Source organism: Psychrobacillus syltrankelensis (assembly GCF_055454035.1).
Genome location: NZ_CM144227.1, coordinates 2,927,392 through 2,949,066, shown reverse-complemented (window position 1 = coordinate 2,949,066; position 21,675 = coordinate 2,927,392). Strand labels below are relative to the sequence as shown.

The window sequence follows — 21,675 nt, the reverse complement described above, 5'->3', positions numbered from 1 at the left end:
ATTTATTCCCCCAACTTTTATTTCCCTAAATACAAATTCGTCACCACTTGTTTATTTCCTTTTAATGTTCCAAACAAAAAAGGTAACTCGAATGTTTTCGAGTTACCTTTTTTAAAGTTTATTACCATACAAATAAACCAACTATCATTGCACTTAACAACGAAACAGCAATACCACTTACGAGAAGCTTCCATACGTTTTTACCAATAATCGCCGACTTGCCTTCCGATAAAACTGAATTATACGTTCCGTAAATCATGCCAACTGTACTAAAGTTCGCAAATGACGTTAAGAAGGTCGTTGCAACAGCAATAGTATGTGGAGGCAAAGTGTCTAAGTTATTTTTCAAGTCCATCATAGCTACAAATTCGTTCGTTGCCAATTTAATTCCCATCAACTGTGCTACATACAAAGCATCATGTCCTGTCAAACCAAGTAAAAACGCAAACGGACTAAAGATGAAAGAAAAGATTTTTTGAATCGTAAGACCATGTACAATTACACCCAAAATCCCGTTGAGTCCAGCAGTAAGAGCTACATAACCAATAACCATAGCTAAAATAACAATAACCATATTCATACCGACTAACATACTATTTGAAATCGTAGAGAAGAAATCTTTTTTCTCCGATTTCGGGGGAGTATAAATAATATCTTCTTCCTTTGGCACGTGGATCGGATTTAAAATACTAACTAAAATTAGAGCATTTAAACAGTTTAGTGGAATCGCACTAAATACATATTCTGCTGGAACCATTGATAAATATGCACCAAGTATCGAACCACTAATGCTACTCATACTCATAATTCCAAAAGTAAGTAATCGATTGTCCTTTAATACAGATAATTGATCACGAATGACTGCTAAAGCTTCCGTATTGCCCAGGAACATCATTTGAATGGAGAAAAAACTTTCCAGTTTGGGCAGGCGCGAAACTTTTGAAATAACCCACCCTCCCTTATCAATAATCCAAGTTAAAACACCAAAATAAGATAAAATATCGAAAAATGTCACGATAAAAATAATTGGAAGCAATGCACTGAAGAAAAAGTCTACCGTTTCATTTGCCATAACAGTTGGAAAAACAAATCCTATTCCTTCATTTGCACATGCAATTAACCATGTAAAGAATGATGCAATTTTAGTGATTACCCAACTACCAATTGTTGTGCCTAACATAAACCATGTTATGAGTAATTCAACAATGATAAGAGAAAAAATTGGTCTCCATTTCACTGCTTTCTTATTCGGTGAACATAAAAATACGATGCCCATGACAACAAAAACGCCTAAAAGATTTAGCAAAAAGTACATAAAAGCAACTCCTAAATAAGAATCAAAAAAACCCCTCATTTTACATAATTTCCATAGAAATAGAAAGAATGAAAAATAAGGGATTTAGAAAAAGGGAAGTTTACACCGCCCTCGTCTTCATACAAAATTTTAATCAAACTTTCCTGTAGTCTAGTTATTTAAGGTTACTAGGTAGAAACAATCAGGCCATATTACTGATCATATACAAGAAAAACTTATAATACTCTTTACCTTATTAATAATCAATACGTTAACCCATATTCCAAATAATAAAATTTCCGTAAAGATTCAAAAACATCAATTTGTTTACAACTTAGTTTCACCAATGTTCTTTTTTTCATACTATTTTGAGACGCTCCACCTCAAAAACAATTATCTCCACTTTATTTTCAAGCCAGGTTCACCATCATCTTTATGCTTTAAAATATTGAAAACCATTTTACTAAAGTATGTATTTATCTCCTTTTCACTTGAAGGGAATGATTAAAGTAAGTTAAAATACCTATTATTTTTAAACTCACATATAATCATATGTATATACTTGAGAGGAGTGTTATAAATGAAAAACTTATTAATGGTGATTGAAAAGTAAAAGGCAAAGGCAAACGCTGTCTCTTTTCGATCCAATAATCAAACTTTTTTATACTTTAGGATGAAAAGAGGAATTTGATGTTTTATCAGGATCAGGAGTTAATAATTCGACCAATTCAAAACGAGGATTTACCTAAACTATGGGAATTAGCTTTTAAGGACGAAGCCCCTGAATGGAAAAAGTGGGATGCACCTTACTATGAACATAAAGCGATTTCATATGAAGCATTTATTAAAAAGGCGGATTCATACGTTGCAAGAGATAACTTTTGGGCAATCGAGGTTGCTGGTGTAGTTTGCGGAATAGTTTCGTATTATTGGGAACACGAACCTTCCAAATGGCTTGAAATGGGTATAGTTTTTCACGAAGCTCCAAGCTGGGGAAAGGGTTTAGGAACACGTACTTTAAAACTATGGATGGAACATTTGTTTACTACTATGCCGCTCGTTCGCGTTGGCTATACAACATGGTCAGGTAATAAACGAATGATTCGAGTTGGGGAAAAGCTAGGGATGAAGATGGAAGCAAGAATTCGAAAAGTTCGTTTTTATGATGGTCAATATTATGATTCTATTCGAATGGGTATTTTACGTGAGGAATGGGAATATAATAAAAACATGCTTTAACTAACTAGTTGAGTCAATTTCACAATTCAAATTTAGAGCATTAAACACGGACAATATTAAAGTGAAATTTAAAAACATGTATAATATTTTCTTAATAAATCAGCAAGGTTTCCGCTATCGGCGGACGCTTTCCGCGGGGTGAGCGATGAGCCATCACCGCCGCATTCGCGTCGTTTGTGATGTCTCATCTGTCTCACTCATCCCGCTGGAGTCGCCGCCTGTCGCTTCAATCAATAAAATATCTATTGTTCGTCTTTTAATAATTAAATGCTATTTATGCAATTTTCTTAACTACTACAACTTAGTTAGAAATAATTTAAGCAGGTTTTTCACTTTTCTACTGTAGTGTTTTTCAATAATTCAAAAAAACGCTTGACTATTTTTAGAATTGAGTGTAAATTCACTATTATAAATAAAAGCGATGAAGAGAAAAAGTAAAATGGTAGAATTTCTTAAAGAGAGCTTCGGTAGCTGAAAAGAAGCAGAAAAATCTTCGTTTGAACAATGGCCTCTGAGCTCTACATTGAACGCGCAGAAATTGCACCTGAGATGTAAGCGGGATTTGGTACCCGTTATCAATACCACAGTTTAGAATTCATTTGTATAGAATTCTGTACTTGCTGAGGTTACTTATGTGAGTAAGTAGCGAATAAAGGTGGTAACACGAGAGTATATCTCGTCCTTTTCAATCTAATGATTGAGGAGGGCGGGATTTTTTTGTTCCAGCTCTCCTCTAGAACCAAAAATAATTTTAGTAGGAGAGTGTTTTACATGACAGAAGGTTTATTAGTTTTACAATCAGATTTTGGTATTAGCGACGGAGCAGTGAGTGCTATGCATGGGGTTGCAAATTCCGTTCAACGCGGCTTGCCTATTTTCGATTTAACACACCAAATTCCACAATATAATATTTGGGAGGCTTCTTATCGATTATTACAAACGATTAATTACTGGCCAGAGCAAACAGTATTTGTATCAATTGTAGATCCAGGTGTTGGTTCTGACCGAAAAAGTGTTGTAGTTAAGACCGTGAAGAACCAATATATCGTAACACCAGACAACGGAACATTAACTCATGTGAATAAATTCATCGGTATTAAAGAAGTTCGCGAGATTGATGAAGCAATAAATAGACTTCCAAACTCTGGTGAGTCACATACCTTCCACGGTCGCGATATTTATGCTTATACGGGTGCCCGCCTTGCTTCTGGTTCTATTCAATTCGAGGAAGTTGGACCATCTCTCCCGTTGTCATCCATTATCGAATTTCCGTTAAAGGATTCTAAGTTCGAAAACGAAGGATTTACTGGTATTGTCGATATTATTGATCGTCCGTTTGGAAATTTATGGACAAATATTAGCCGAGTACAGTTCAAACAATTGGATGCGGATTACGGAGAATCATTCCAAGTCTCTATATCCACGAATGGTCGCGCGATTTATGAAAACATATTGACATTCGGACGCTCGTTTGCAGCTACCGATGTCGGAGAGCCTCTTTTATATGTAAATTCTCTAGACAATATTGCTATCGCCATTAACCAGCGTTCCTTTGCAGAAACTTATGGTATAGGCACTGGTATGAACTGGGAAGTAAAAGTTCGTAAAGTACCTCAAGTTGTATATAACTAATTAGTGATAACTGGTAAAATAAATATAAAAAGTATGGGAGAATGATGAATGAAAAAGTCTATCTTTTCAACAAAGACAATCGTTGCCATCGGTATTGGCGCAGCTGTGTTTCTTATTTTAGCAAAATTTGTAGCGATTCCTACGGGGATCCCAAATACGACAATTCAAACTGCTTATGCGTTTTTAGCACTTATTGCTGTTCTATTTGGCCCAATTGCAGGTTTATTTGTCGGGTTAATCGGTCATGCATTGAATGATTTGACTTCATACGGTTCTATTTGGTGGAGTTGGGTAATCACTTCGGCATTTGTTGGACTTGGTATCGGTATATTTTATAAGCATTTCTCAGTTGAAGATGGAGAATTTGGTGTTAAAAAAATTATAAAGTTTAACGTCGTTCAAGTAATTGTCCAAATGATTGCTTGGTTCTTAGTTGCACCGGGACTTGATATCTTAATTTATGCAGAACCTGCAAATAAAGTTTTCACACAAGGAATCGTAGCAGGTATTTGGAATATTGGTACTGCTGCAGTACTCGGAACAATTTTGTTAACTGCTTATGCGAAAACAAGAACGAAAAAAGGAAGTCTAAGCTACGAGGATTAAGTATACAAGGAGATTTGCATGAAAAAGCCAGTTATCGAGTTTAAAGATTATAGCTTTCAATATAATAGTCAAGTAAAACCAACGCTCCACAATATAAATTTAACTATTTATGAAGGGGAAAAAATTTGCATTGTCGGCCCTTCTGGTTCTGGAAAGAGCACGCTCGTTCATTGTTTGAACGGGCTTGTTCCTTTTGCATACAAAGGTGAAGTTTCTGGTAGCCTCAAAATTAGTGGAAAAGAGACAAGTGAACTCGACCTCTTTTCTATTTCACAAACAGTCGGTACTGTTCTACAAGATACAGATGGGCAGTTTATTGGGTTAACCGTTGCTGAAGATATTGCATTCGCATTGGAAAATAATAATATTGCTCTAGGTGAGATGAAAAAGCAAGTTCAAAAAGCAGCTGATCTTGTCCATATATCTACACATTTAAATGCGCGGATTCATGAATTATCAGGAGGGCAAAAGCAAAGAGTAGCGTTAGCTGGTGTTCTTGTAAATAATATAGAGGTTCTATTATTCGATGAACCACTTGCAAATCTTGACCCCGCTTCTGGAAAAAAGACAATGGCATTAATAGACAAACTTCAAAAAGAGTCGAATAAAACGATTATTATTGTGGAACACCGATTTGAAGATGTTTTATCACAGCCATTGGATCGAATTATTTTAATGAATCACGGGCGAATTATTGCAGACGTGACGCCGAATGAAGTTCTTGCAGGATCACTATTGGCCGAAAATTGGATTCGAGAACCACTCTACATTAAAGCATTAAAGTACGCAGGATGTGAGTTAACGCAAGAGATGGCATTAACCAACGTTGGTGAGTTAGTAAAAAAGTCGTTCCATGAAAAATTAGTAAATTGGTATAACAAGGGATACTCTTTAACCTCAAAAGTAAAAGAGGAAGAAATCGTATTATCCCTAGAGAATATCAGTTTCCACTACCCACATAAAGCAAATACTATAAAAAACGTTTCATTTAAATTACATAAAGGTGAAATGATTAGCCTTGTCGGTGCAAATGGTGCAGGTAAATCGACTCTTTCGTCACTTATTTGTGGGTTTGAAAAACCAAATGATGGAGTCATTTATTTTGGAAATATCGACGCAAAAAAGGACTCTATAAAAGAACGTGCAGAGCGAGTTGGATTTGTACTACAAAATCCAAATCATATGTTTTCAAAACAAATTGTATCTGAAGAAGTTGCATTTGGCCTAGCTCAAAAAAATGTTTCAGAGACTGAACTTAAATCGCGAGTAGAAAATACACTAAAGATTTGCGGGTTATATCCATTTAGAAATTGGCCTATTACAGCCCTTAGCTATGGTCAGAAAAAACGATTGTCTATAGCGACAATCTTAGTCATGGAGCCCTCTATAATGTTGCTAGATGAACCAACTGCAGGTCAAGATTATAAGCATACAACAGAATTAATGACGTTTTTAGAGGAACTTACTAAGAATGGAATAGCTATTATTCTCATTACTCATGATATGCATTTAATGACGGAGTACACAAATCGATCAATTGTATTATCTAGTGGGGAAATAATAGCGGATGCTTCCCCGGCTCACATTTTATCAAACCCCGAGCTTATTAAAGAAGCAAATTTAAAAGAATCTTCATTATATGGATTAGCGAAGCACTTGAACATCTCGGAACCTTCACATTTTGTTGAGCATTTTATTCAATATGATCGGGAGGTGCGCGCTAGTGAACAACGAACTACTGAGCTATATTGAACGAGATTCAATTCTTCACCGTCTAACAGGAGCAACAAAACTAATTTGTTTTCTTCTTTGGTCTTCTGCTGTGATGTTTACATACGATACTCGATTTTTATTATTCATATTGATTGCAAGCTTTGTTCTATTTTTTGCATCTAAAATTAAAATGAAAGAAATTAGTTTTGTACTAGGATTCATTTTATTTTTCTTATTGCTTAACAATATTGCAATTTATTTGTTTGCACCTCAGCATGGAACAGTAATCTACGGGACTTCACACCCGATCACCGGTTCAATTGGACGTTATTCAATTACTTTAGAGCAGCTATTTTATCAACTAAATATTACACTGAAATATTTTGCGGTCATCCCTCCTGCTTTACTTTTCCTAGTGACGACACACCCGAGTGAATTTGCAGCATCATTAAATCGTGTAGGCGTAAGTTATCGCCTTGCCTATTCGGTATCAATCGCCTTAAGGTATATTCCGGATATTCAACGCGATTTCAAAACGATTGCACGATCAAAACAAGCGCGTGGTGTGGATATGTCTCGGAATGAACAATTGGGGAAAAGGATAAAGAACGCTAGCTCTATAATTTTACCGCTTATTTTTTCAAGTTTGGATCGCATTGAAATAGTTAGTAATACAATGGATTTACGTGGCTTCGGAAAGTTGAAAAAGCGAACATGGTACAGCTATAAAGAATTTAAATTGAGAGATTTTATCGCTATCTTCATTACTTTTCTATTTTTCATATTAATGATTATATTCATGTTCATAAATGAGGGACGTTTTTATAATCCATTTGTTTAAACTCATATTTGATCGAATGATGTCCACTTTGACACTTATCAGTAGATTGATTACTTACAATAAAAAGCACATAATCGGCATAATTTGTCGAATATGTGCTTTTTAATTTTATAAACAAGGAAAAAGTTTACAACCTACCGTTTGAGGGTAACTAAACTATAAGATTAAACAGTCGGGAGTGATATAAAATGGATGAGGAAAAACGCGTAGAAGTACGTCGGGAAGAAAAAACAGATTCTGGCTTAGTAGGTGCGACATTCATTAAATATGCTGCCTATTTAATTATCTTTTTTGGGGTACTTTGGTTTTTAATTTCGTATGTTTTCCCTAGGTTTTAAACGAAGGAAAATCCATTAAAAATCCCTCTCTATTTTTATGACAAAGAGGGATTCCTTATTTTATATTATGCTTTAACAGGTTCAACGGATAATGATTTTGCAATAGCAGTTACTTTTTCAAGACCTTCAGCAATAATTTGTTCCGCTTTATCTGGCATTGCATTGTGACCTTCAATAATTACTTCTTCTACTGACATTCCGAATACGCCTCCAAAAACATTGCGCATATAAGTTGCAGCCATTTCCATAGGTGCTGTTTCTGGAGTAGAATAAATTCCACCACGTGCATTTAAGATAATCGCTTTTTTCTCGGGCATTAAGCTAATTAATTGACCTTCTGGACTATATTTAAATGCATAACCTGCTTGATACGTATAATCTACAAATGTTTGCAATGCTGCTGGAATTGTTAAGTTCCATAGAGGAAACGCGAAAACAACTACATCTGCAGCTGTTAAAGCATCCATTGCTTTTTGTTTAGCAGCTAAAATACGTTGCTCTACATCTGATAATTCCTCTGCGTTTTGCATTTTTCCAAATGCATTGAATAAGTCTTGACCGAAGTATGGCATATCTTCTGCAAACACGTCGAAAGTTGTTACGTTAAGACCTTGCGCCCCTTTTACTTCTTCCATAAATGTTTCATACATTTTGCTTGATATTGCTTCCGAAGCTGGACGGTTATTTGCTTTCACTACTAATATATTCATTATTTGTTTCCTCCAAATTGTTTAGTTTATATGATTAATATAAGAACGTTGCAACAATTAGATATTCTATCATAATAATAAATTCGATTACTAATTATTTGTCTCGAAGTCGAAACATTAACGAGAACTTAGTTAGCTAGCAATTTTACAAAAGTGTATGAAAAAAGCTGTTCAACTAGAATTTTTCCTTAGTTAAACAGCTTTTTTTGAAAAAGTGGTTATGAAATCGGATAATAATTCATATTTGCTAAAACGTGCTCATACTGTAAATACTCTGTTAAATCTTTTAATTCCTCCGTGCTTTTTAGCGTAGATAAGGCACTCTCTATCAAAAAGTTTCTTGGTTCTTTATTATTCATAATCTCTTCTTGAATAAAATATAACAAATTTATATAAGTTGCCGTTTTTTGTTCTTCCAAAATAAAGATTTTTTCAATTACCTTTTTTAAATTCACAGTGGCAATTGAAAATTCATTGTTAAAAAAATCATTATAATCAGATTGAGGCAATAATGTATTTAACTTTTGGGATTCAAATAAGTGAATATCTTTTGTGCTTACGTCTTCCAAAATCGTAATTACTCGGTCCATCGAATAATTAACCATTTCATCCATCTTAAAAGTTGTTTTTAAAGCATGGCTCGTATAGAGAATATTTTGCATAACACCAGTGAAAATAACTGCACAATCCATCAAATATATTTCTTTATCCCGAGGAAAAATATCTAAAAAGCGTTCATATACCCAATGTAAAAATAAAAGTTTGAACTGTTTTATGAATTTTATTAGGTCTGGATCGCTTGATACAAGCACATCATCAATCAATTGATTTAATTTGTTTTTTTTATTTAGTTTCATTATAAAACTGATTTGCTCTTTGAAAACATTGATGTCACTAACGCTTTCTCCGATGAGTAGCTTGTCTCTCTCCATTTGCATATTTTCCAGGATAAGATTAAACACAGCTTTAAACAGTTCACTTTTGGAAGGAAAATAATTATAAAAAGACCCTTTTGAAATACCGCTATGATTTAAAATATCTTGAATGGACGTAGCGTGATAGCCTTGTTCAATAAATAATTCATGCGCTTTATCTATGACATTCCTTTTTTTCTTATTCATCGCTTGTACTCCTTTAGAGATTAATCATTCTAATCTTAATCATTATAGCATAATAAAATTATACTGTTAGTACATTATTGTACTTGTTGTATATTTTTCTTGCTAATTAATTTTCAAAGGTGTATTATAAATTTTGTAAAACTAAGGGTTCATAAATGAACTATTAGTACAAAAGAATAAAAGGAGAATACCTATATGTCTGAAAAACAAACAAAACCGTCGTATGGTTTGTTAGCAATATTAATGACCGGAGCATTCGTAGCTCTTTTAAGTAATACTCTATTAAATGTCGCTTTACCTGCCATTATGAAAGAATTTGATGTCAGTCCTTCAACGGTACAATGGTTGTCGACTGGTTACATGTTAGTGAATGGAATTGTCATACCTACTACTGCATTCTTAATTAAAAAAAATACAGCAAGACGTTTGTTCTTGACTGCCATGGGGTTATTCATAGTTGGTACATTAATCGGTGGATTTGCTCCAAATTTCCCAGTTTTACTAGCTGCCCGTATGATTCAAGGGTCAGGAGCAGCATTGATTATGCCGCTTTTAATGACTGTATTATTTACTACATTTCCAGCTGAAAAACGTGGTTCTGCTATGGGAATGTTTGGGATTGTAATGATTTTCGCTCCTGCTATTGGACCAACATTATCTGGTTGGATCATTCAACACTATGATTGGACAGTGTTATTCTTGATGATGGTCCCAGTTATGGTTTTAGTGTGGATTTTAGGGTTCTTGAAATTAAAAGATAAGAAAGAGAAAAGCTATGATAAAATCGATGTACTATCCGTTGTATTATCTGCTTTAGGTTTCGGTGGCATTTTATATGGCTTTAGTACTGCCGGTAATCATGGTTGGTCTACCCCAAGCGTTTACTTAACTATTATAGTAGGGGTACTCTCATTAGTTACCTTGATCCTTAGACAATTCAAACTAAGCGAGCCGATGCTAGACTTCAGAGTTTATAAGTATCCAATGTTTGCTCTATCTTCTGCCATTTCGGTTACACTAAGTATTGCCATGTTTTCTGCCATGCTGTTAATGCCAATTTACCTTCAAAATATTCGTGGAATTTCTGCAATGGATTCTGGTTTATTGATGTTACCCGGTGCTTTAATAATGGGGATAATGATGCCAATTACAGGTAAAATTTTCGATAAATTCGGTCCCAAAGTTTTGGCATATATAGGTTTAGCAATTGTTATTGTCACAACATACTTATTTAGCCATTTAACGGATTCAACAGGATATACTCATTTAATCGTGCTTTATTCGGTTCGTATGTTCGGTATTTCAATGGTAATGATGCCAGTTATGACAAACGGTTTAAATCAAGTACCAGCTAGTCTAACACCACATGGTACTGCTATGAATAGTACAATTCAACAAGTATCTGGTGCTATTGGTGGTAGTTTACTCGTAACAATTATGTCTAACCGTACGACGACACATGTGAAAGAAATGATATCGGAAGCTATGGCTAATTCTTCGGCTACACCTACGGGAGAAGCTTTACAACAAATGCAGCAACATGTGACGATGGAAGCAACAATTTCAGGAATAAACGATGCATTTTTAGTTTCTACCGGTATTGCGGTTGCTGCATTTATTCTATCCTTGTTCCTTAAGCGAACAACTGGTGGAAAATCTGCAGTGAAAGTGGTAAAAAAAGAAACCTCTAGTGAGCAAGTATTAAATTAACTATATACAAAAAAAGGTTGTCTCCTCAGTATTTTCGTTACTTAGAGACAACCTTTTTTAAATAGTTAGAAGAACACTTTATCTATTCTTCAAATAGTTGTTGTTGATCTATCAAAGACTTTTTACGATGATATACTTTCATAGTTGGAATCAAAATGAGACAAGCAACTATTACACCAACTATTCCTGTTGACAAATTTACTACACCTTTATAAGGTGCAGATTTCGAAACAACCAAGTTGAATATACCCATAATTAGATTACAAAGAAAAAGCAGAGTAAAAAGGTTAAGTATTCGATTATAGTAAGAAATTTTGGACGTAGTATCTGTATAAATCTCGAAAGGTCCTTCTGCCGCTTTCTTCCGAAAGTATGCCCATCCCCCAAATTTATTTACGACCTCAATTCCGCTTTCCTTTAAAAATTCTAGATAATTATTTTTATCTTTTAAAGTAAGCCCTGCGAGCAACTCATTTCTATAAATATAAGCACCAGGTTCACCTTTCGCAAATGTATACCGAAAGACCATAAATCTTTCTAAATACCAGCCATTCTTCGACATCTCATTTATCCACTGTTCTTCTTTTTCATAATCAACATAAAAACGGTATTTCACTTTTTTCATTATGGCTTCGCTCCCTTCATTATTTGTAACCCATTTTCATACAATTCATATAATCTTTTTATTTCCGACTCCACAACTGTTTTCCCTAGATCTGTAATGATATATTCTTTTTTACGTCCATCTTCATCTAATGCATTAATCCATTTTCGGTCAGCTAATGTTTTTAACGCACCGTAGATTGTTCCCGCACCAAGTTGTACGCGTCCATTGCTTAGTTCCTCCGTGAGTTGCATGATGCCGTAACCGTGGCGCGGTTCATAAAGCGATAACAAAATATAGTAAACACCCTCTGTTAGCGGTGGATTGTTCTGTATCATCATTTCCCTCCTATCGTTCGATGATATATCAAGTGCCGATATAAAAACTATATCAACACTCGATATAGTTGTCAATGAAGAAATACGATTAGCCTCGATTATTTTTATTTATTTAGTATTTGATAGAATTAGCTACTCGCTTTTGAGATTTTATTGCAAGTCCCGTATAATTGGTCTCGAGTTTGCTATATGAACATTTTAGGAAAAGGATAACCTTCACCATTTAACGAATTAGATTAGAAAGGGAGGAATTCGATGACTAATCTTATAACCGATCATCTTGGGAGACAAATGAATATTTCAGCTTCACCAAAACGTATTATTTCAATTTGTCCGGCAATTACAGAAACACTCTTTGCACTCGGTCTTGAGAAGGAAATAGTAGGACGAACAAAATATTGTATTTTCCCTAAAATAATTGTAGAGAACGTTCCAATTGTGGGAGGAACAAAGGAAGTAGATATAGAAAAAATACGTAATTTGAAGCCAGATCTCGTTTTAGCTGAAAAAGAAGAAAATACAGAGGATATCGTGCTAGCACTTGAAAAGATTTCTCCTGTTTTTGTTATGGAGGTCAAGAAAATAGTGGATGCTTACCGACTTATACAAACACTTGGGGAATTAACGGATAAGAGAATTGCGGCAGACAATCTCATTGCCTCATGTAAAGAATCTTTCAATTCACTTGCGCGTAAGCAAAATGGAAAGGCTGCCTATGTTATTTGGCGAAAACCCTATATGGTCGTCGGAGGAACAACTTATATTAATGATATACTACATAGACTAGGCTTCCATAATCCCTTTGAAAAAAATGACTCAAGATATCCCGCCGTAACAAAAGAAGACCTAGCCGCTGCAAACCTTGATGTCCTTTTGCTCGCTTCCGAACCATTTCCTTTTCAGGAGAAACATGTCCCAGAATTTCAATCTTTTCTTCCGAATACTAAAATTTTACTAGTAGACGGGGAAATGTTTTGGTACGGTGCTAAAATGATAGATGCTGGAGCTTACCTAGAAAAATTAATGAGCATGGATTTCAGCGACTTTTTTTCTAAATGATGGTAAAATGAAAGATAGAAAAAATAATTCTAAATAGAGGAGAAATGTATGAATATTTCAGTCAATTATTCAGGAGATTATACACAACTTCTTACACCTGAATTGGAACATAAAATACAGGCAATTCACCATGGGATTCATACTAAATCTTCAGAAGGCGCTGAATATTTAGGATGGGCTGATTGGCCAAGCAATATGAATCAAGAATTTCTTCTAAATATTAAGGAAACGGCAAACCATATTCAAGCTACTTCAGATGTGTTAGTTGTTATTGGTATAGGCGGCTCCTACTTAGGTTCAAAAGCAGTCATTGAGGCACTAACTACTCCATTCAAAAAACCAACCGGCTTAGAAGTTATTTTTGCTGGCCATTTAGTAAGCGGGGAATATTTAAAGCAACTGATTACATATTTAGATAATAAAGAAGTCACATTAAATATTATTTCAAAATCAGGCACAACTACAGAGCCTGCCATTGCGTTCCGCTTTTTACAACAATATATGGAGAAACGGTACGGTGAACAAGCTACATCTCGTATACTCGTTACAACGGATGAAAAAAAAGGAGCATTACGATCACTTGCTACTGAAAAAGGCTATCGTCGCTTTGTCGTTCCCGATAATATTGGAGGGCGGTACTCTGTTTTCACTGCAGTCGGTCTATTACCCATAGCTGCAGCAGGTTATGATATCGAAAAGCTAATTAATGGGGCAAAAATAGCGGAGCAAGAATTCGGGGAGTATGATACAACATCAAATAGCGCTATTCAATATGCAGTTATTCGCAAACATCTTTATGATGCAGGATACCCACTTGAAATCATGGCAACTTTTAATGAAAAGTTGACTTATGTACAAGAATGGTGGAAGCAATTATTTGGAGAAAGTGAAGGAAAAGAAGGGAAAGGAATTTTCCCAGCATCTGTCCTTTATTCAACCGATCTTCATTCCTTAGGGCAATATATCCAAGATGGAAAAAGAATGTTATTTGAATCTTTTCTAATGGTGAAAAGTGTCCCAGATGATTTAACCGTTTTCGAAGCAGAAAATAACGGCGACGAGCTTAATTATTTAAGTGGGTTAACTCTTCATGAATTTAACATGGCATGTCATGAAGCAACAGCAACTGCTCATTTGAATGGAGGCGTCCCTCAAATCACTATTACTATGGATAAACTAGATGAACAACATATTGGTCACCTTTTATATTTCTATATGATGGCCTGTGCGTATAGTGCTTATCTCCTTGACATCAATCCATTTAATCAACCTGGTGTGGAAGACTATAAGACCAATATCTTTAAGATTCTTAAGAAACCTGGATATTAACATTTGTAGAGTGAACTAGAAGTTTATGGTTTGCTCTATTTTTTTGGGTTGCCCACCAGATATACTGGTGGGCAACCCAATTACTGAATACCTCTAAATTAAGAAATTTATTATTTGCATAGCTGGTTGAAGCGGAAGGTGGCGCTGCTTGGGATTAGCGAAGCAAATCAGGCCCCTGGACTGAGCGCGGGGAAGGGAACGGCTTGATGCTTGCTGACTTGTGAATCGTCCGCCTGCAGCGGAAATCACCTATATTCCTGGCATCAATTCATATACATTTTTTTAAGAAAAACGCAAGCGTCCTTAAGTGCATCTTGTCTTCATTATTTCTAGAGTGCTTTGGACGAAACATTGGCTACACTATTATCGGTTAAATTTTTGTGGATTGAGAAGTGACTGCGTCACTTCTCAATCCACTTTTTTCGATAATCTTGTGGTGGATGTTTATCCGTCGCCCTCTTGGAATTTGTGAGGTCATGATGCGTTTGGTTTGGATAATTAGAGAGAAAATACTTTCCTACTCATTCAATAGCGGACGAAAATACAATTTCGTCCGCTTAAGCCTTCTTTATCAATGGATACTATCTATTTTTCTGGAGTACCCCTACTCAAATCAAGCACCAACTGATTCAAGTCGATGTACTGTAAATGGAAAAACTATCAAAATCTAACCTTTAAAAGGTACTATGAAGCCTTACGATTACAGGATGGCATGATCACTACGTTTCTTAAATTAATTCTCCTCTTAGCGATAGCTGGGCTAAATCTTCTTGTTAGGTACTACTCACTTAATGGATTGTAGTGAAAGGTGGCGACTCTAGACGGAGGCCAACAGGATGTTGGTCACGAAGGCGTTGCCACACGATGTGGCGCCTTAGCCTTCGTTCCTCGAAGACAGATGAACCATCACAACGAACGCGTAAGCGGCGCCCCCGCGGAAAGCGTCCACCTGAAACGGAAATCCGCGGGATTATTTAATTCTTTAAGTACTATGAACATTCGTTTCGTAGGACAATGATGCATATACATTCTCTTAAAAATACGTTTTGTCCGAAGACAAAACGTCTTTTATATTTTATATACTCTTGCCTCATACGGTGCAAGTTGAAGTATTGCTAACTCTTCATGTTCATTAACCTCTAAGTTCGAAAGCAACAAATTCGTTTTCTTATAAATGACGTCTTGCACTTCCTCTACTTTAATTGATTGATCCGATAGATTACACAATACGATTACTTTTTTGTGCCCAAGCGTACGAGTATAAGCGTAAAGCGAAGGGTGGTCCTCTAATAACAAGTCATATACCCCATAGGTAAAAATATTTTCTATTTTACGCAAATGAATCATATTTTTATAAAAGTTTAATATTGAATTCGGATCTGTTTCTTGGTCCTCTACATTAATCTTTTTATAGTTCGGATTTACACCTAACCAAGGTTTTCCTTTTGTAAAACCTGCATTTTCATCGGCAGACCATTGCATTGGGGTTCGTGAATTATCGCGACTCGTTGACCAAATAAGCTCCATTACTTGTTCGTGTGAATCTCCTTGATCTAGTCGATATTTGTATAAGTTTTTCGTTGCAATGTCATTGTAATCTTCAATCGATTGGTATTGAACATTCGTCATACCCAATTCTTGACCTTGATAAATAAAGGGGGTTCCTTGCATAAAAAAGTACATTGTAGCTAATGAGGTAGCACTTTCTCTCCAATAGGCTTGATCATTACCCCAAGTGGAAACGCTGCGCGCCTTATCATGGTTTTCTATAAATAGGGCATTCCATCCACTTCCTTCTAAAGCTTTTTGCCAACGAGTCAAAACTTTTTTAAGGCCAATTATATCGAGCTTCTTCTTTTCTGCATCCCATAGGCTCAAATGCTCGAACTGAAAAATCATATTGAATTTACCTTTTTTTTCGTCTACCCATCCACTGATTTCATCAATTCCAACACCATTTGCTTCACCTACTGTCATAATGTCGTACTTTGAGAATGTTTCTTGTTTTAATTCTTCTAAGAAGGACATAATTCCTGGAACGTTCATATATTTTTCCCATGCAGGAACATAGGAGAGATTTTGTTCATTCGGTACGTCTTTATACGAGGTATCTTTTTTTATGTGACTAATTGCATCAACACGAAACCCATCTATACCTTTATCTAGCCACCAATTAACAGTTTTATACAATGCATTTCGGACTTCTTCATTTTCCCAGTTTAAGTCAGGCTGTTTCTTAGAAAATAAATGTAAATAGTACTGCTGTGTTTCCTTATCAAGCTCCCAAGCTGATCCATTGAAAATACTTCCCCAATTATTCGGTTCTTTTCCATTCACACCATCTCGCCAAATATACCAATCACGCTTTTCATTGTTTTTTGAAGTGCGTGATTCAATAAACCAGGAGTGCTCGTCACTTGTATGATTAATGACTAAATCAATGATAAGTTTCATACCTCGTCTATGCACTTCTTGAAGTAACTCATCAAAATCTTCCATCGTTCCGAATTCTTCCATGATAGATTGATAGTCACTAATATCATATCCATTATCATCATTTGGTGACTTATACATCGGACAAATCCAAATAACATCAATCCCTAAGTCTTGTATGTAATCTAATCTAGAAAGCAGTCCTTGTAAGTCACCAATCCCATCATCATTAGAATCTTGAAAACTACGAGGATAAACTTGGTAAGCAACTGCTTCTTTCCACCATATTCTCTTCATTTTTTCCCTCTTTTTTCTTTTTGGTATTTATTCAACAATTGTTTAATACTTCCACATGAATCACGCTCTATTAAATTTGTTGGCACAAAATGATGTTTGACTGTCGATTTTGGATCAATCATCTTCTCTAAAAGAAAATTAGTAGCTTCTAAACCTAACTCAAATATCGAAATATCTACAGAAGTTAACGGAGGCTTTACATATGCTGATAAGGAGTGATTATTAAAACTGACAATCGAAACATCCTTTGGTACTTGTATGGAAAGCTCTTCTAAATGCCGAATGATTTCATAAGCAATTAAATCGTCATGAGCCACTATAGCTGTAGGAGGTACTTCAAGATTCATCAACTCGAAGATACTTCTATCTCCATTTTCCTTAAAAGCATCATCATGGATAAAATAAGAATCTGTATATAAAAGTCCTGCCTTTATTAGCGCCTGCCGATATCCTTCCAAACGGTCCTTTGAAACCACAAAGTCAAGATTTCCACCAATAAATGCTATTTGTCGATGCCCTAAGCCATATAGATAATCCACAACATCATGAGCTATTTTCTGATTATCATTGTCAATATACGTAACCTCATTCTCAAATTTATAAGGACGACCTACCATCGTAAATGGGAACTGCGCATCCTTTAAAAAAGTCATTGTACGGTCATTCACACGAGAATAAAGAAGGATAATCCCATCCACCTTTCTTCCTTGTACCATTGACACTACCTCTTGATAAATGTCTTCCTCATTACCACCTGTTGATAGGTAGATGCCATATTTACTATTGTGTGCACTTGTACAAATTCCACGTATGACTTCTGGAAAGAATGGATTTTGAAAAGCCAGTGAAGTAGAGTTTGACATAATAACACCAATAGTTTTGGTACTCTTCGCAGCTAAATTTCTTGCCTGAAAATTAGGGTAATACTCTAATCGTTCCATGACTTCCCTTACTTTACGCTTCGTTTGTTCACTAATTCTCGGATTATCTGCAATAACACGGGAGACCGTAGATGGAGAAACATTTGCTTCTTTTGCAACATCAATAATTGTAACAACCAATAGGATTCCCTCCTTTCCAATTTTTACTTCACTGCTCCATCTGAAACACCTTTAATAATTTCTCGTTGTGCAAAGAAATATGCAATTATGACCGGAATTATCGCCAAAGTTAGTCCAGCCAAGGCAAGATGCCATTGTTTTGTATATTCTCCAAAGAAAAAGAACATCTTTAACGGAATTGTCTCCATTCCTTTTTGATTTATGACTAGAGAAGGTAGCAAGTAATCATTCCAAATCCAAATGGTATTTAATATCGCCACGGTAACCGTAATAGGCTTAAGCATAGGAAAAATGATAAACCAAAAAACTTGAAATCTATTTGCTCCATCAATTGTAGCAGCTTCGTCTAAAGTACGTGGAATTGAGTTTAAAGCACCGTGATATAAAAAAATTGATAAACTTGCACCAAAGCCTAAATACATAAATATTAGTCCAGAACGGTTTAACATTTCGATCTTCCCGAAAATTGTAACAAGAGGAATCATAACTGATTGAAATGGGATTAGCATCGCCGCTACAAAACCAAAGAAAATAATAGTGCTTAGATTTCCCTTTGCACGCGATAGTGCATAAGCTGCCATTGCTGAAAAAATAATAATAAGAATTACACTAATTGTGGTAATAATCAAAGAATTCATGAAAGTTCTTAGAAAATCTAATTCTGTAAATGCTTGCACATAGTTATCAAATGTCACTGAACTCGGTGGTTTTAATGTATCCTCAAAAATTGCTCGTTTTGTTTTTAAAGAGTTCACAATCATCAAATAAAATGGTGCTAGCCAAATAAGGGCTAAAAATACTCCTAATATCTCCAGTGGAATTAAATACTTTTTACGCATTACATTTCCACCTCACGTTTCTTATTGAGATATACCTGAACTAAAGCAATCACCGCAACTATTAAGAAAAATATTACTGCTTTTGCTTGTGCATATGCCATGTCATAACGGCCAAATGCTGTATTGAAAATCTCCATTGCTACCATTTGTGTTGAATTATATGGACCTCCTCCCGTTAAGGAAAGGTTTTGATCATATAACTTAAATGTATTTGAAAGTGTTAAAAACATACTAACAGTAAAGGCCGGTGCTACTAGTGGGAACACCACATGGCGAAATCTTTGAAAGGCGTTTGCACCATCAATCTCAGCTGCTTCTATCAACTCTTTTGAAACACCCTCTAAGTAAGCAATGTATATAACCATGATATATCCAGACATTTGCCAGCTCATTAAGATGACAAGTCCCCAAAAACCAGTATTAGGAGTAGACAACCATCCTTGTAGACTCTCTATCCCTAAAATTAAACCAACGCCCGCAAATGCTTTTGTAAAGATAAATTGCCAAATAAACCCTAAAATTAGTCCACCAATTAAGTTTGGCATAAAGAAAATAGTACGCATTGCTTTTTTTGTTTTTAATTTTGCTGTTACAAGTAGTGCCAGTGATAATCCTATAAGGTTGATTAGAATGACAGATACGACGGAAAACTTCGTTGTGAACCATAAGGAGTGAAGAAAACGTTCGTCTTGAAATAATGCTATGTAATTATCAAAGCCAACAAAGCCTTTCGTCTGAATTCCATTCCAATCTGTAAAAGAGTAATAGATACCAAGTAGTAAAGGAGCTATTACAACTAATGTCAATGCAGCCAAAACCGGCATTAGAAATACCCAATACGATAAATCTCTTGTTCGCATTTGCTCACCTCCAAAAATGACAGATATACACCTTTACCTATAAGGCGAAAGAGCATGTTTTCTTTTCTTTTTACAAAACAAAGTAGCACGATGGCTACTTTGTTTTAAAATAGTGTGCTTTATTATTTACGTGCAGACTCCCAAGCTTTCTTCGTTGCATCTACAACTTCTTCCCAGCTTGCTTTATCACTTAAATACTTCTGAATTTGAACTCCTAATTCATCCATACCCCATCCAGTAGGATAGCCCATGAATGTCCAGCCAATTGTTTTGCCCTTCGCTGCATATTCATAAACATCTTTTGAAAGTGGATCAGAGATCTTAGATGAGTCATATCCTTTGTATGCTGGGATGAATTTAAAGTCGTTTAACACTGTTTCTTTTCCTGCATCCGAAGTGTATAACCAGTCTAAGAATTTCTTTGATTCCTCAATTACTGCTTTATCTGCCTTACTATTAACTCCCCAATACATTGGAATTCCTACTGGAATATTATCGCCTTTGTAGCCTTCTACAGGAATTGGCAAAATTCCAATGCCGTTGTTTGCAAAGTCTTCATCGATGCCTGCAATTGAACCATATACCCAGTTACCTTGTTGAATAATTGCAACTTTTTGTAAGGAGAATAGCTCCTCAACTTGTTTTGAATAATCAAGACTTACAGTTGGTTGTACAGAGTAAGCATTTTGAAGATCCAGAACTTTTTTAAATGCATCGCCATATTTAAATGCTACGGTTTTAGAGTCAAATGCCGTTAAGACATTGTTATCAAATTCTGGAGCTAAGAAAGCATTTGATAAGTGCAAACCGGTTACCCATGTTTCTTTTCCTGGTAAAGCAAATACTGCTTGAAGACCTAATTCCGCTTTTTTGCTGTCCAATAGTTTTACTGCAGCTTCTAAGGAAGCAAAGTCCTTAATAGAAGCTGGATCAATTCCTGCTTTTTCAAATACATTTTTGTTATAAATTAATCCATAGCCCTCTTGGTTATACGGAAGACCTAATACTTTTCCATCAACCGAAACTCCATCTAGGGAGCCATCTAATGCCGCTTTTGCTGCTGCAGAACCTGATAGATCAGCTAGTTTATCTAACCAATCTGCAACATCTTGAGGACCACCAATATTATAAATCGCTGGCTCATTGCCTGATGCAAATTTGGAACGAAGTGCTGCACCGTAGTCTTCCCCACCACCAACAGTTGTGATATTGATTTTTACGTTTTTATTTTCTTTTTCATACGTTTTAGCAACTTCTTCAAACTGATCTTTAAATTCTACTTTGAATTGAAAAATGTCTAACGTTACTTTCTCTTCTGTTGACTTGTTCGATGAGCTTTCCCCATCAGAACTACAACCCGTTAAAATTGCTGCTAAACTGAGTGAAGCTGCTAATAATCCTGCGCGCCATTTGCTTTTCATATTTCTCCCCCACACTTTGGAATTTTAATTCATGCGAAAACGTTTGCACAAATGCCTAAAAAGAATAGCAAAGCCTATGAAAGCGTTTGCACGAAATTAACTAAATTTATCCTACCATACCATTTATATGATAACAACCCTTTATTTATTAATAATTCTGATATTTGTTTAACAAATGCGCATGTCCAGTTCTTAGCGCATTTGTTTTTGTCACCTGTTCACACTCTTGG

Annotated in this window: 19 protein-coding genes, 1 riboswitch and 1 other annotated feature; of the genes, 9 read left to right on the top strand and 10 right to left on the bottom strand. The window is 35.5% G+C overall.

The features are described from left to right. Positions 1–121 precede the first annotated feature (121 nt). On the bottom strand, positions 122–1,315 hold the full coding sequence (locus ACTSKG_RS14360; RefSeq protein WP_464755249.1) for a nucleoside transporter C-terminal domain-containing protein: 1,194 nt from the start codon (positions 1,313–1,315) through the stop codon (positions 122–124). A gap of 126 nt (positions 1,316–1,441) precedes the next feature. Beyond that, positions 1,442–1,543, bottom strand: a riboswitch (purine riboswitch). A 441-nt stretch (positions 1,544–1,984) separates the two neighbouring features. Between ACTSKG_RS14360 and ACTSKG_RS14355 the strand changes: the two genes are divergently transcribed. From ACTSKG_RS14355 to ACTSKG_RS14330, 6 genes are all read left to right on the top strand, one after another. After that, positions 1,985–2,533: a GNAT family N-acetyltransferase gene (locus ACTSKG_RS14355; RefSeq protein ID WP_464755248.1), complete on the top strand. Its 549-nt coding sequence runs from the start codon at positions 1,985–1,987 to the stop codon at positions 2,531–2,533. 412 nt (positions 2,534–2,945) lie between these two features. Further along, positions 2,946–3,220, top strand: a binding site (T-box leader). An 84-nt stretch (positions 3,221–3,304) separates the two neighbouring features. Next, the gene (locus ACTSKG_RS14350) at positions 3,305–4,165 is read left to right on the top strand and encodes an SAM hydrolase/SAM-dependent halogenase family protein (protein ID WP_464755247.1); all 861 of its coding nucleotides are present in this window, start codon (positions 3,305–3,307) and stop codon (positions 4,163–4,165) included. 48 nt (positions 4,166–4,213) lie between these two features. Then, a complete protein-coding gene (locus ACTSKG_RS14345) occupies positions 4,214–4,771 on the top strand; it encodes an ECF-type riboflavin transporter substrate-binding protein (protein WP_464755246.1) in 558 nt (185 codons plus the stop codon). Between the two features lie 18 nt (positions 4,772–4,789). Further along, on the top strand, positions 4,790–6,523 hold the full coding sequence (locus ACTSKG_RS14340) for an ABC transporter ATP-binding protein (protein ID WP_464755245.1): 1,734 nt from the start codon (positions 4,790–4,792) through the stop codon (positions 6,521–6,523). Then, positions 6,474–7,325, top strand: coding sequence for an energy-coupling factor transporter transmembrane component T family protein (locus ACTSKG_RS14335; RefSeq protein ID WP_464755244.1), 852 nt, complete (start codon positions 6,474–6,476; stop codon positions 7,323–7,325). The genes ACTSKG_RS14340 and ACTSKG_RS14335 overlap by 50 nt, the downstream gene beginning before the upstream one ends. Positions 7,326–7,513: 188 nt before the next feature. Next, complete coding sequence (locus ACTSKG_RS14330; protein WP_464755243.1) at positions 7,514–7,663, top strand: hypothetical protein; 150 nt, start codon at positions 7,514–7,516, stop codon at positions 7,661–7,663. Between the two features lie 65 nt (positions 7,664–7,728). Here ACTSKG_RS14330 and ACTSKG_RS14325 read toward each other — a convergent pair whose 3' ends face one another. Together ACTSKG_RS14325 and ACTSKG_RS14320 are read right to left on the bottom strand one after the other, a co-directional pair. Continuing rightward, on the bottom strand, positions 7,729–8,373 hold the full coding sequence (locus ACTSKG_RS14325) for an FMN-dependent NADH-azoreductase (RefSeq protein ID WP_464755242.1): 645 nt from the start codon (positions 8,371–8,373) through the stop codon (positions 7,729–7,731). Between the two features lie 218 nt (positions 8,374–8,591). Continuing rightward, positions 8,592–9,494: a TetR/AcrR family transcriptional regulator gene (locus tag ACTSKG_RS14320; protein WP_464755241.1), complete on the bottom strand. Its 903-nt coding sequence runs from the start codon at positions 9,492–9,494 to the stop codon at positions 8,592–8,594. 195 nt (positions 9,495–9,689) lie between these two features. Here ACTSKG_RS14320 and ACTSKG_RS14315 point away from each other — a divergent pair, with 195 nt between their 5' ends. Next, entirely contained in the window at positions 9,690–11,204 is a 1,515-nt protein-coding gene (locus tag ACTSKG_RS14315; protein ID WP_464755240.1) for a DHA2 family efflux MFS transporter permease subunit, read from the top strand. Positions 11,205–11,286: 82 nt separating this feature from the next. Here the strand turns inward: ACTSKG_RS14315 and ACTSKG_RS14310 are convergent, their stop codons facing one another. Together ACTSKG_RS14310 and ACTSKG_RS14305 are read right to left on the bottom strand one after the other, a co-directional pair. Beyond that, a complete protein-coding gene (locus ACTSKG_RS14310; protein WP_464755239.1) occupies positions 11,287–11,829 on the bottom strand; it encodes a DUF2812 domain-containing protein in 543 nt (180 codons plus the stop codon). After that, positions 11,829–12,146: a PadR family transcriptional regulator gene (locus ACTSKG_RS14305; RefSeq protein WP_464755237.1), complete on the bottom strand. Its 318-nt coding sequence runs from the start codon at positions 12,144–12,146 to the stop codon at positions 11,829–11,831. The genes ACTSKG_RS14310 and ACTSKG_RS14305 overlap by 1 nt, the downstream gene beginning before the upstream one ends. A gap of 255 nt (positions 12,147–12,401) precedes the next feature. On the opposite strand from ACTSKG_RS14305, the gene ACTSKG_RS14300 reads away from it, so the two are divergent. Together ACTSKG_RS14300 and ACTSKG_RS14295 are read left to right on the top strand one after the other, a co-directional pair. Continuing rightward, positions 12,402–13,205 carry an ABC transporter substrate-binding protein gene (locus ACTSKG_RS14300; RefSeq protein ID WP_464755235.1) on the top strand — a complete coding sequence of 268 codons (804 nt, stop codon included), beginning with the start codon at positions 12,402–12,404 and terminating at the stop codon, positions 13,203–13,205. Positions 13,206–13,253: 48 nt separating this feature from the next. Then, the gene (locus ACTSKG_RS14295; protein WP_464755234.1) at positions 13,254–14,534 is read left to right on the top strand and encodes a glucose-6-phosphate isomerase; all 1,281 of its coding nucleotides are present in this window, start codon (positions 13,254–13,256) and stop codon (positions 14,532–14,534) included. A 1,068-nt stretch (positions 14,535–15,602) separates the two neighbouring features. Here the strand turns inward: ACTSKG_RS14295 and ACTSKG_RS14290 are convergent. The 5 genes from ACTSKG_RS14290 to ACTSKG_RS14270 form a co-directional block, all read right to left on the bottom strand. Beyond that, entirely contained in the window at positions 15,603–17,264 is a 1,662-nt protein-coding gene (locus ACTSKG_RS14290) for a glycoside hydrolase family 13 protein (protein WP_464755233.1), read from the bottom strand. After that, entirely contained in the window at positions 17,261–18,325 is a 1,065-nt protein-coding gene (locus ACTSKG_RS14285; RefSeq protein WP_464755232.1) for a LacI family DNA-binding transcriptional regulator, read from the bottom strand. The genes ACTSKG_RS14290 and ACTSKG_RS14285 overlap by 4 nt, the downstream gene beginning before the upstream one ends. Before the next feature lie 23 nt (positions 18,326–18,348). Next, positions 18,349–19,164, bottom strand: a complete 816-nt coding sequence (locus ACTSKG_RS14280; RefSeq protein ID WP_464755230.1) for a carbohydrate ABC transporter permease — start codon at positions 19,162–19,164, stop codon at positions 18,349–18,351. Beyond that, positions 19,164–20,024 (bottom strand): carbohydrate ABC transporter permease, encoded by an 861-nt coding sequence (locus ACTSKG_RS14275; RefSeq protein WP_464755229.1) that lies wholly within the window; start codon positions 20,022–20,024, stop codon positions 19,164–19,166. Before ACTSKG_RS14275 ends, ACTSKG_RS14280 begins: the two co-directional genes overlap by 1 nt. A gap of 122 nt (positions 20,025–20,146) precedes the next feature. Further along, positions 20,147–21,445, bottom strand: coding sequence for an ABC transporter substrate-binding protein (locus ACTSKG_RS14270; protein WP_464755227.1), 1,299 nt, complete (start codon positions 21,443–21,445; stop codon positions 20,147–20,149). Positions 21,446–21,675 lie beyond the last annotated feature (230 nt).

Excerpts from the sequence above, each read along its gene's own strand:
- ACTSKG_RS14360 (WP_464755249.1), bottom strand. The coding sequence starts at position 1,315 with ATGTACTTTTTGCTAAATCTTTTAGGCGTTTTTGTTGTCATGGGCATC.
- ACTSKG_RS14355 (WP_464755248.1), top strand. The coding sequence starts at position 1,985 with ATGTTTTATCAGGATCAGGAGTTAATAATTCGACCAATTCAAAACGAG.
- ACTSKG_RS14350 (WP_464755247.1), top strand. The coding sequence starts at position 3,305 with ATGACAGAAGGTTTATTAGTTTTACAATCAGATTTTGGTATTAGCGAC.
- ACTSKG_RS14345 (WP_464755246.1), top strand. The coding sequence starts at position 4,214 with ATGAAAAAGTCTATCTTTTCAACAAAGACAATCGTTGCCATCGGTATT.
- ACTSKG_RS14340 (WP_464755245.1), top strand. The coding sequence starts at position 4,790 with ATGAAAAAGCCAGTTATCGAGTTTAAAGATTATAGCTTTCAATATAAT.
- ACTSKG_RS14335 (WP_464755244.1), top strand. The coding sequence starts at position 6,474 with ATGATCGGGAGGTGCGCGCTAGTGAACAACGAACTACTGAGCTATATT.
- ACTSKG_RS14330 (WP_464755243.1), top strand. The coding sequence starts at position 7,514 with ATGGATGAGGAAAAACGCGTAGAAGTACGTCGGGAAGAAAAAACAGAT.
- ACTSKG_RS14325 (WP_464755242.1), bottom strand. The coding sequence starts at position 8,373 with ATGAATATATTAGTAGTGAAAGCAAATAACCGTCCAGCTTCGGAAGCA.
- ACTSKG_RS14320 (WP_464755241.1), bottom strand. The coding sequence starts at position 9,494 with ATGAATAAGAAAAAAAGGAATGTCATAGATAAAGCGCATGAATTATTT.
- ACTSKG_RS14315 (WP_464755240.1), top strand. The coding sequence starts at position 9,690 with ATGTCTGAAAAACAAACAAAACCGTCGTATGGTTTGTTAGCAATATTA.
- ACTSKG_RS14310 (WP_464755239.1), bottom strand. The coding sequence starts at position 11,829 with ATGAAAAAAGTGAAATACCGTTTTTATGTTGATTATGAAAAAGAAGAA.
- ACTSKG_RS14305 (WP_464755237.1), bottom strand. The coding sequence starts at position 12,146 with ATGATACAGAACAATCCACCGCTAACAGAGGGTGTTTACTATATTTTG.
- ACTSKG_RS14300 (WP_464755235.1), top strand. The coding sequence starts at position 12,402 with ATGACTAATCTTATAACCGATCATCTTGGGAGACAAATGAATATTTCA.
- ACTSKG_RS14295 (WP_464755234.1), top strand. The coding sequence starts at position 13,254 with ATGAATATTTCAGTCAATTATTCAGGAGATTATACACAACTTCTTACA.
- ACTSKG_RS14290 (WP_464755233.1), bottom strand. The coding sequence starts at position 17,264 with ATGAAGAGAATATGGTGGAAAGAAGCAGTTGCTTACCAAGTTTATCCT.
- ACTSKG_RS14280 (WP_464755230.1), bottom strand. The coding sequence starts at position 19,164 with ATGCGTAAAAAGTATTTAATTCCACTGGAGATATTAGGAGTATTTTTA.
- ACTSKG_RS14275 (WP_464755229.1), bottom strand. The coding sequence starts at position 20,024 with ATGCGAACAAGAGATTTATCGTATTGGGTATTTCTAATGCCGGTTTTG.
- ACTSKG_RS14270 (WP_464755227.1), bottom strand. The coding sequence starts at position 21,445 with ATGAAAAGCAAATGGCGCGCAGGATTATTAGCAGCTTCACTCAGTTTA.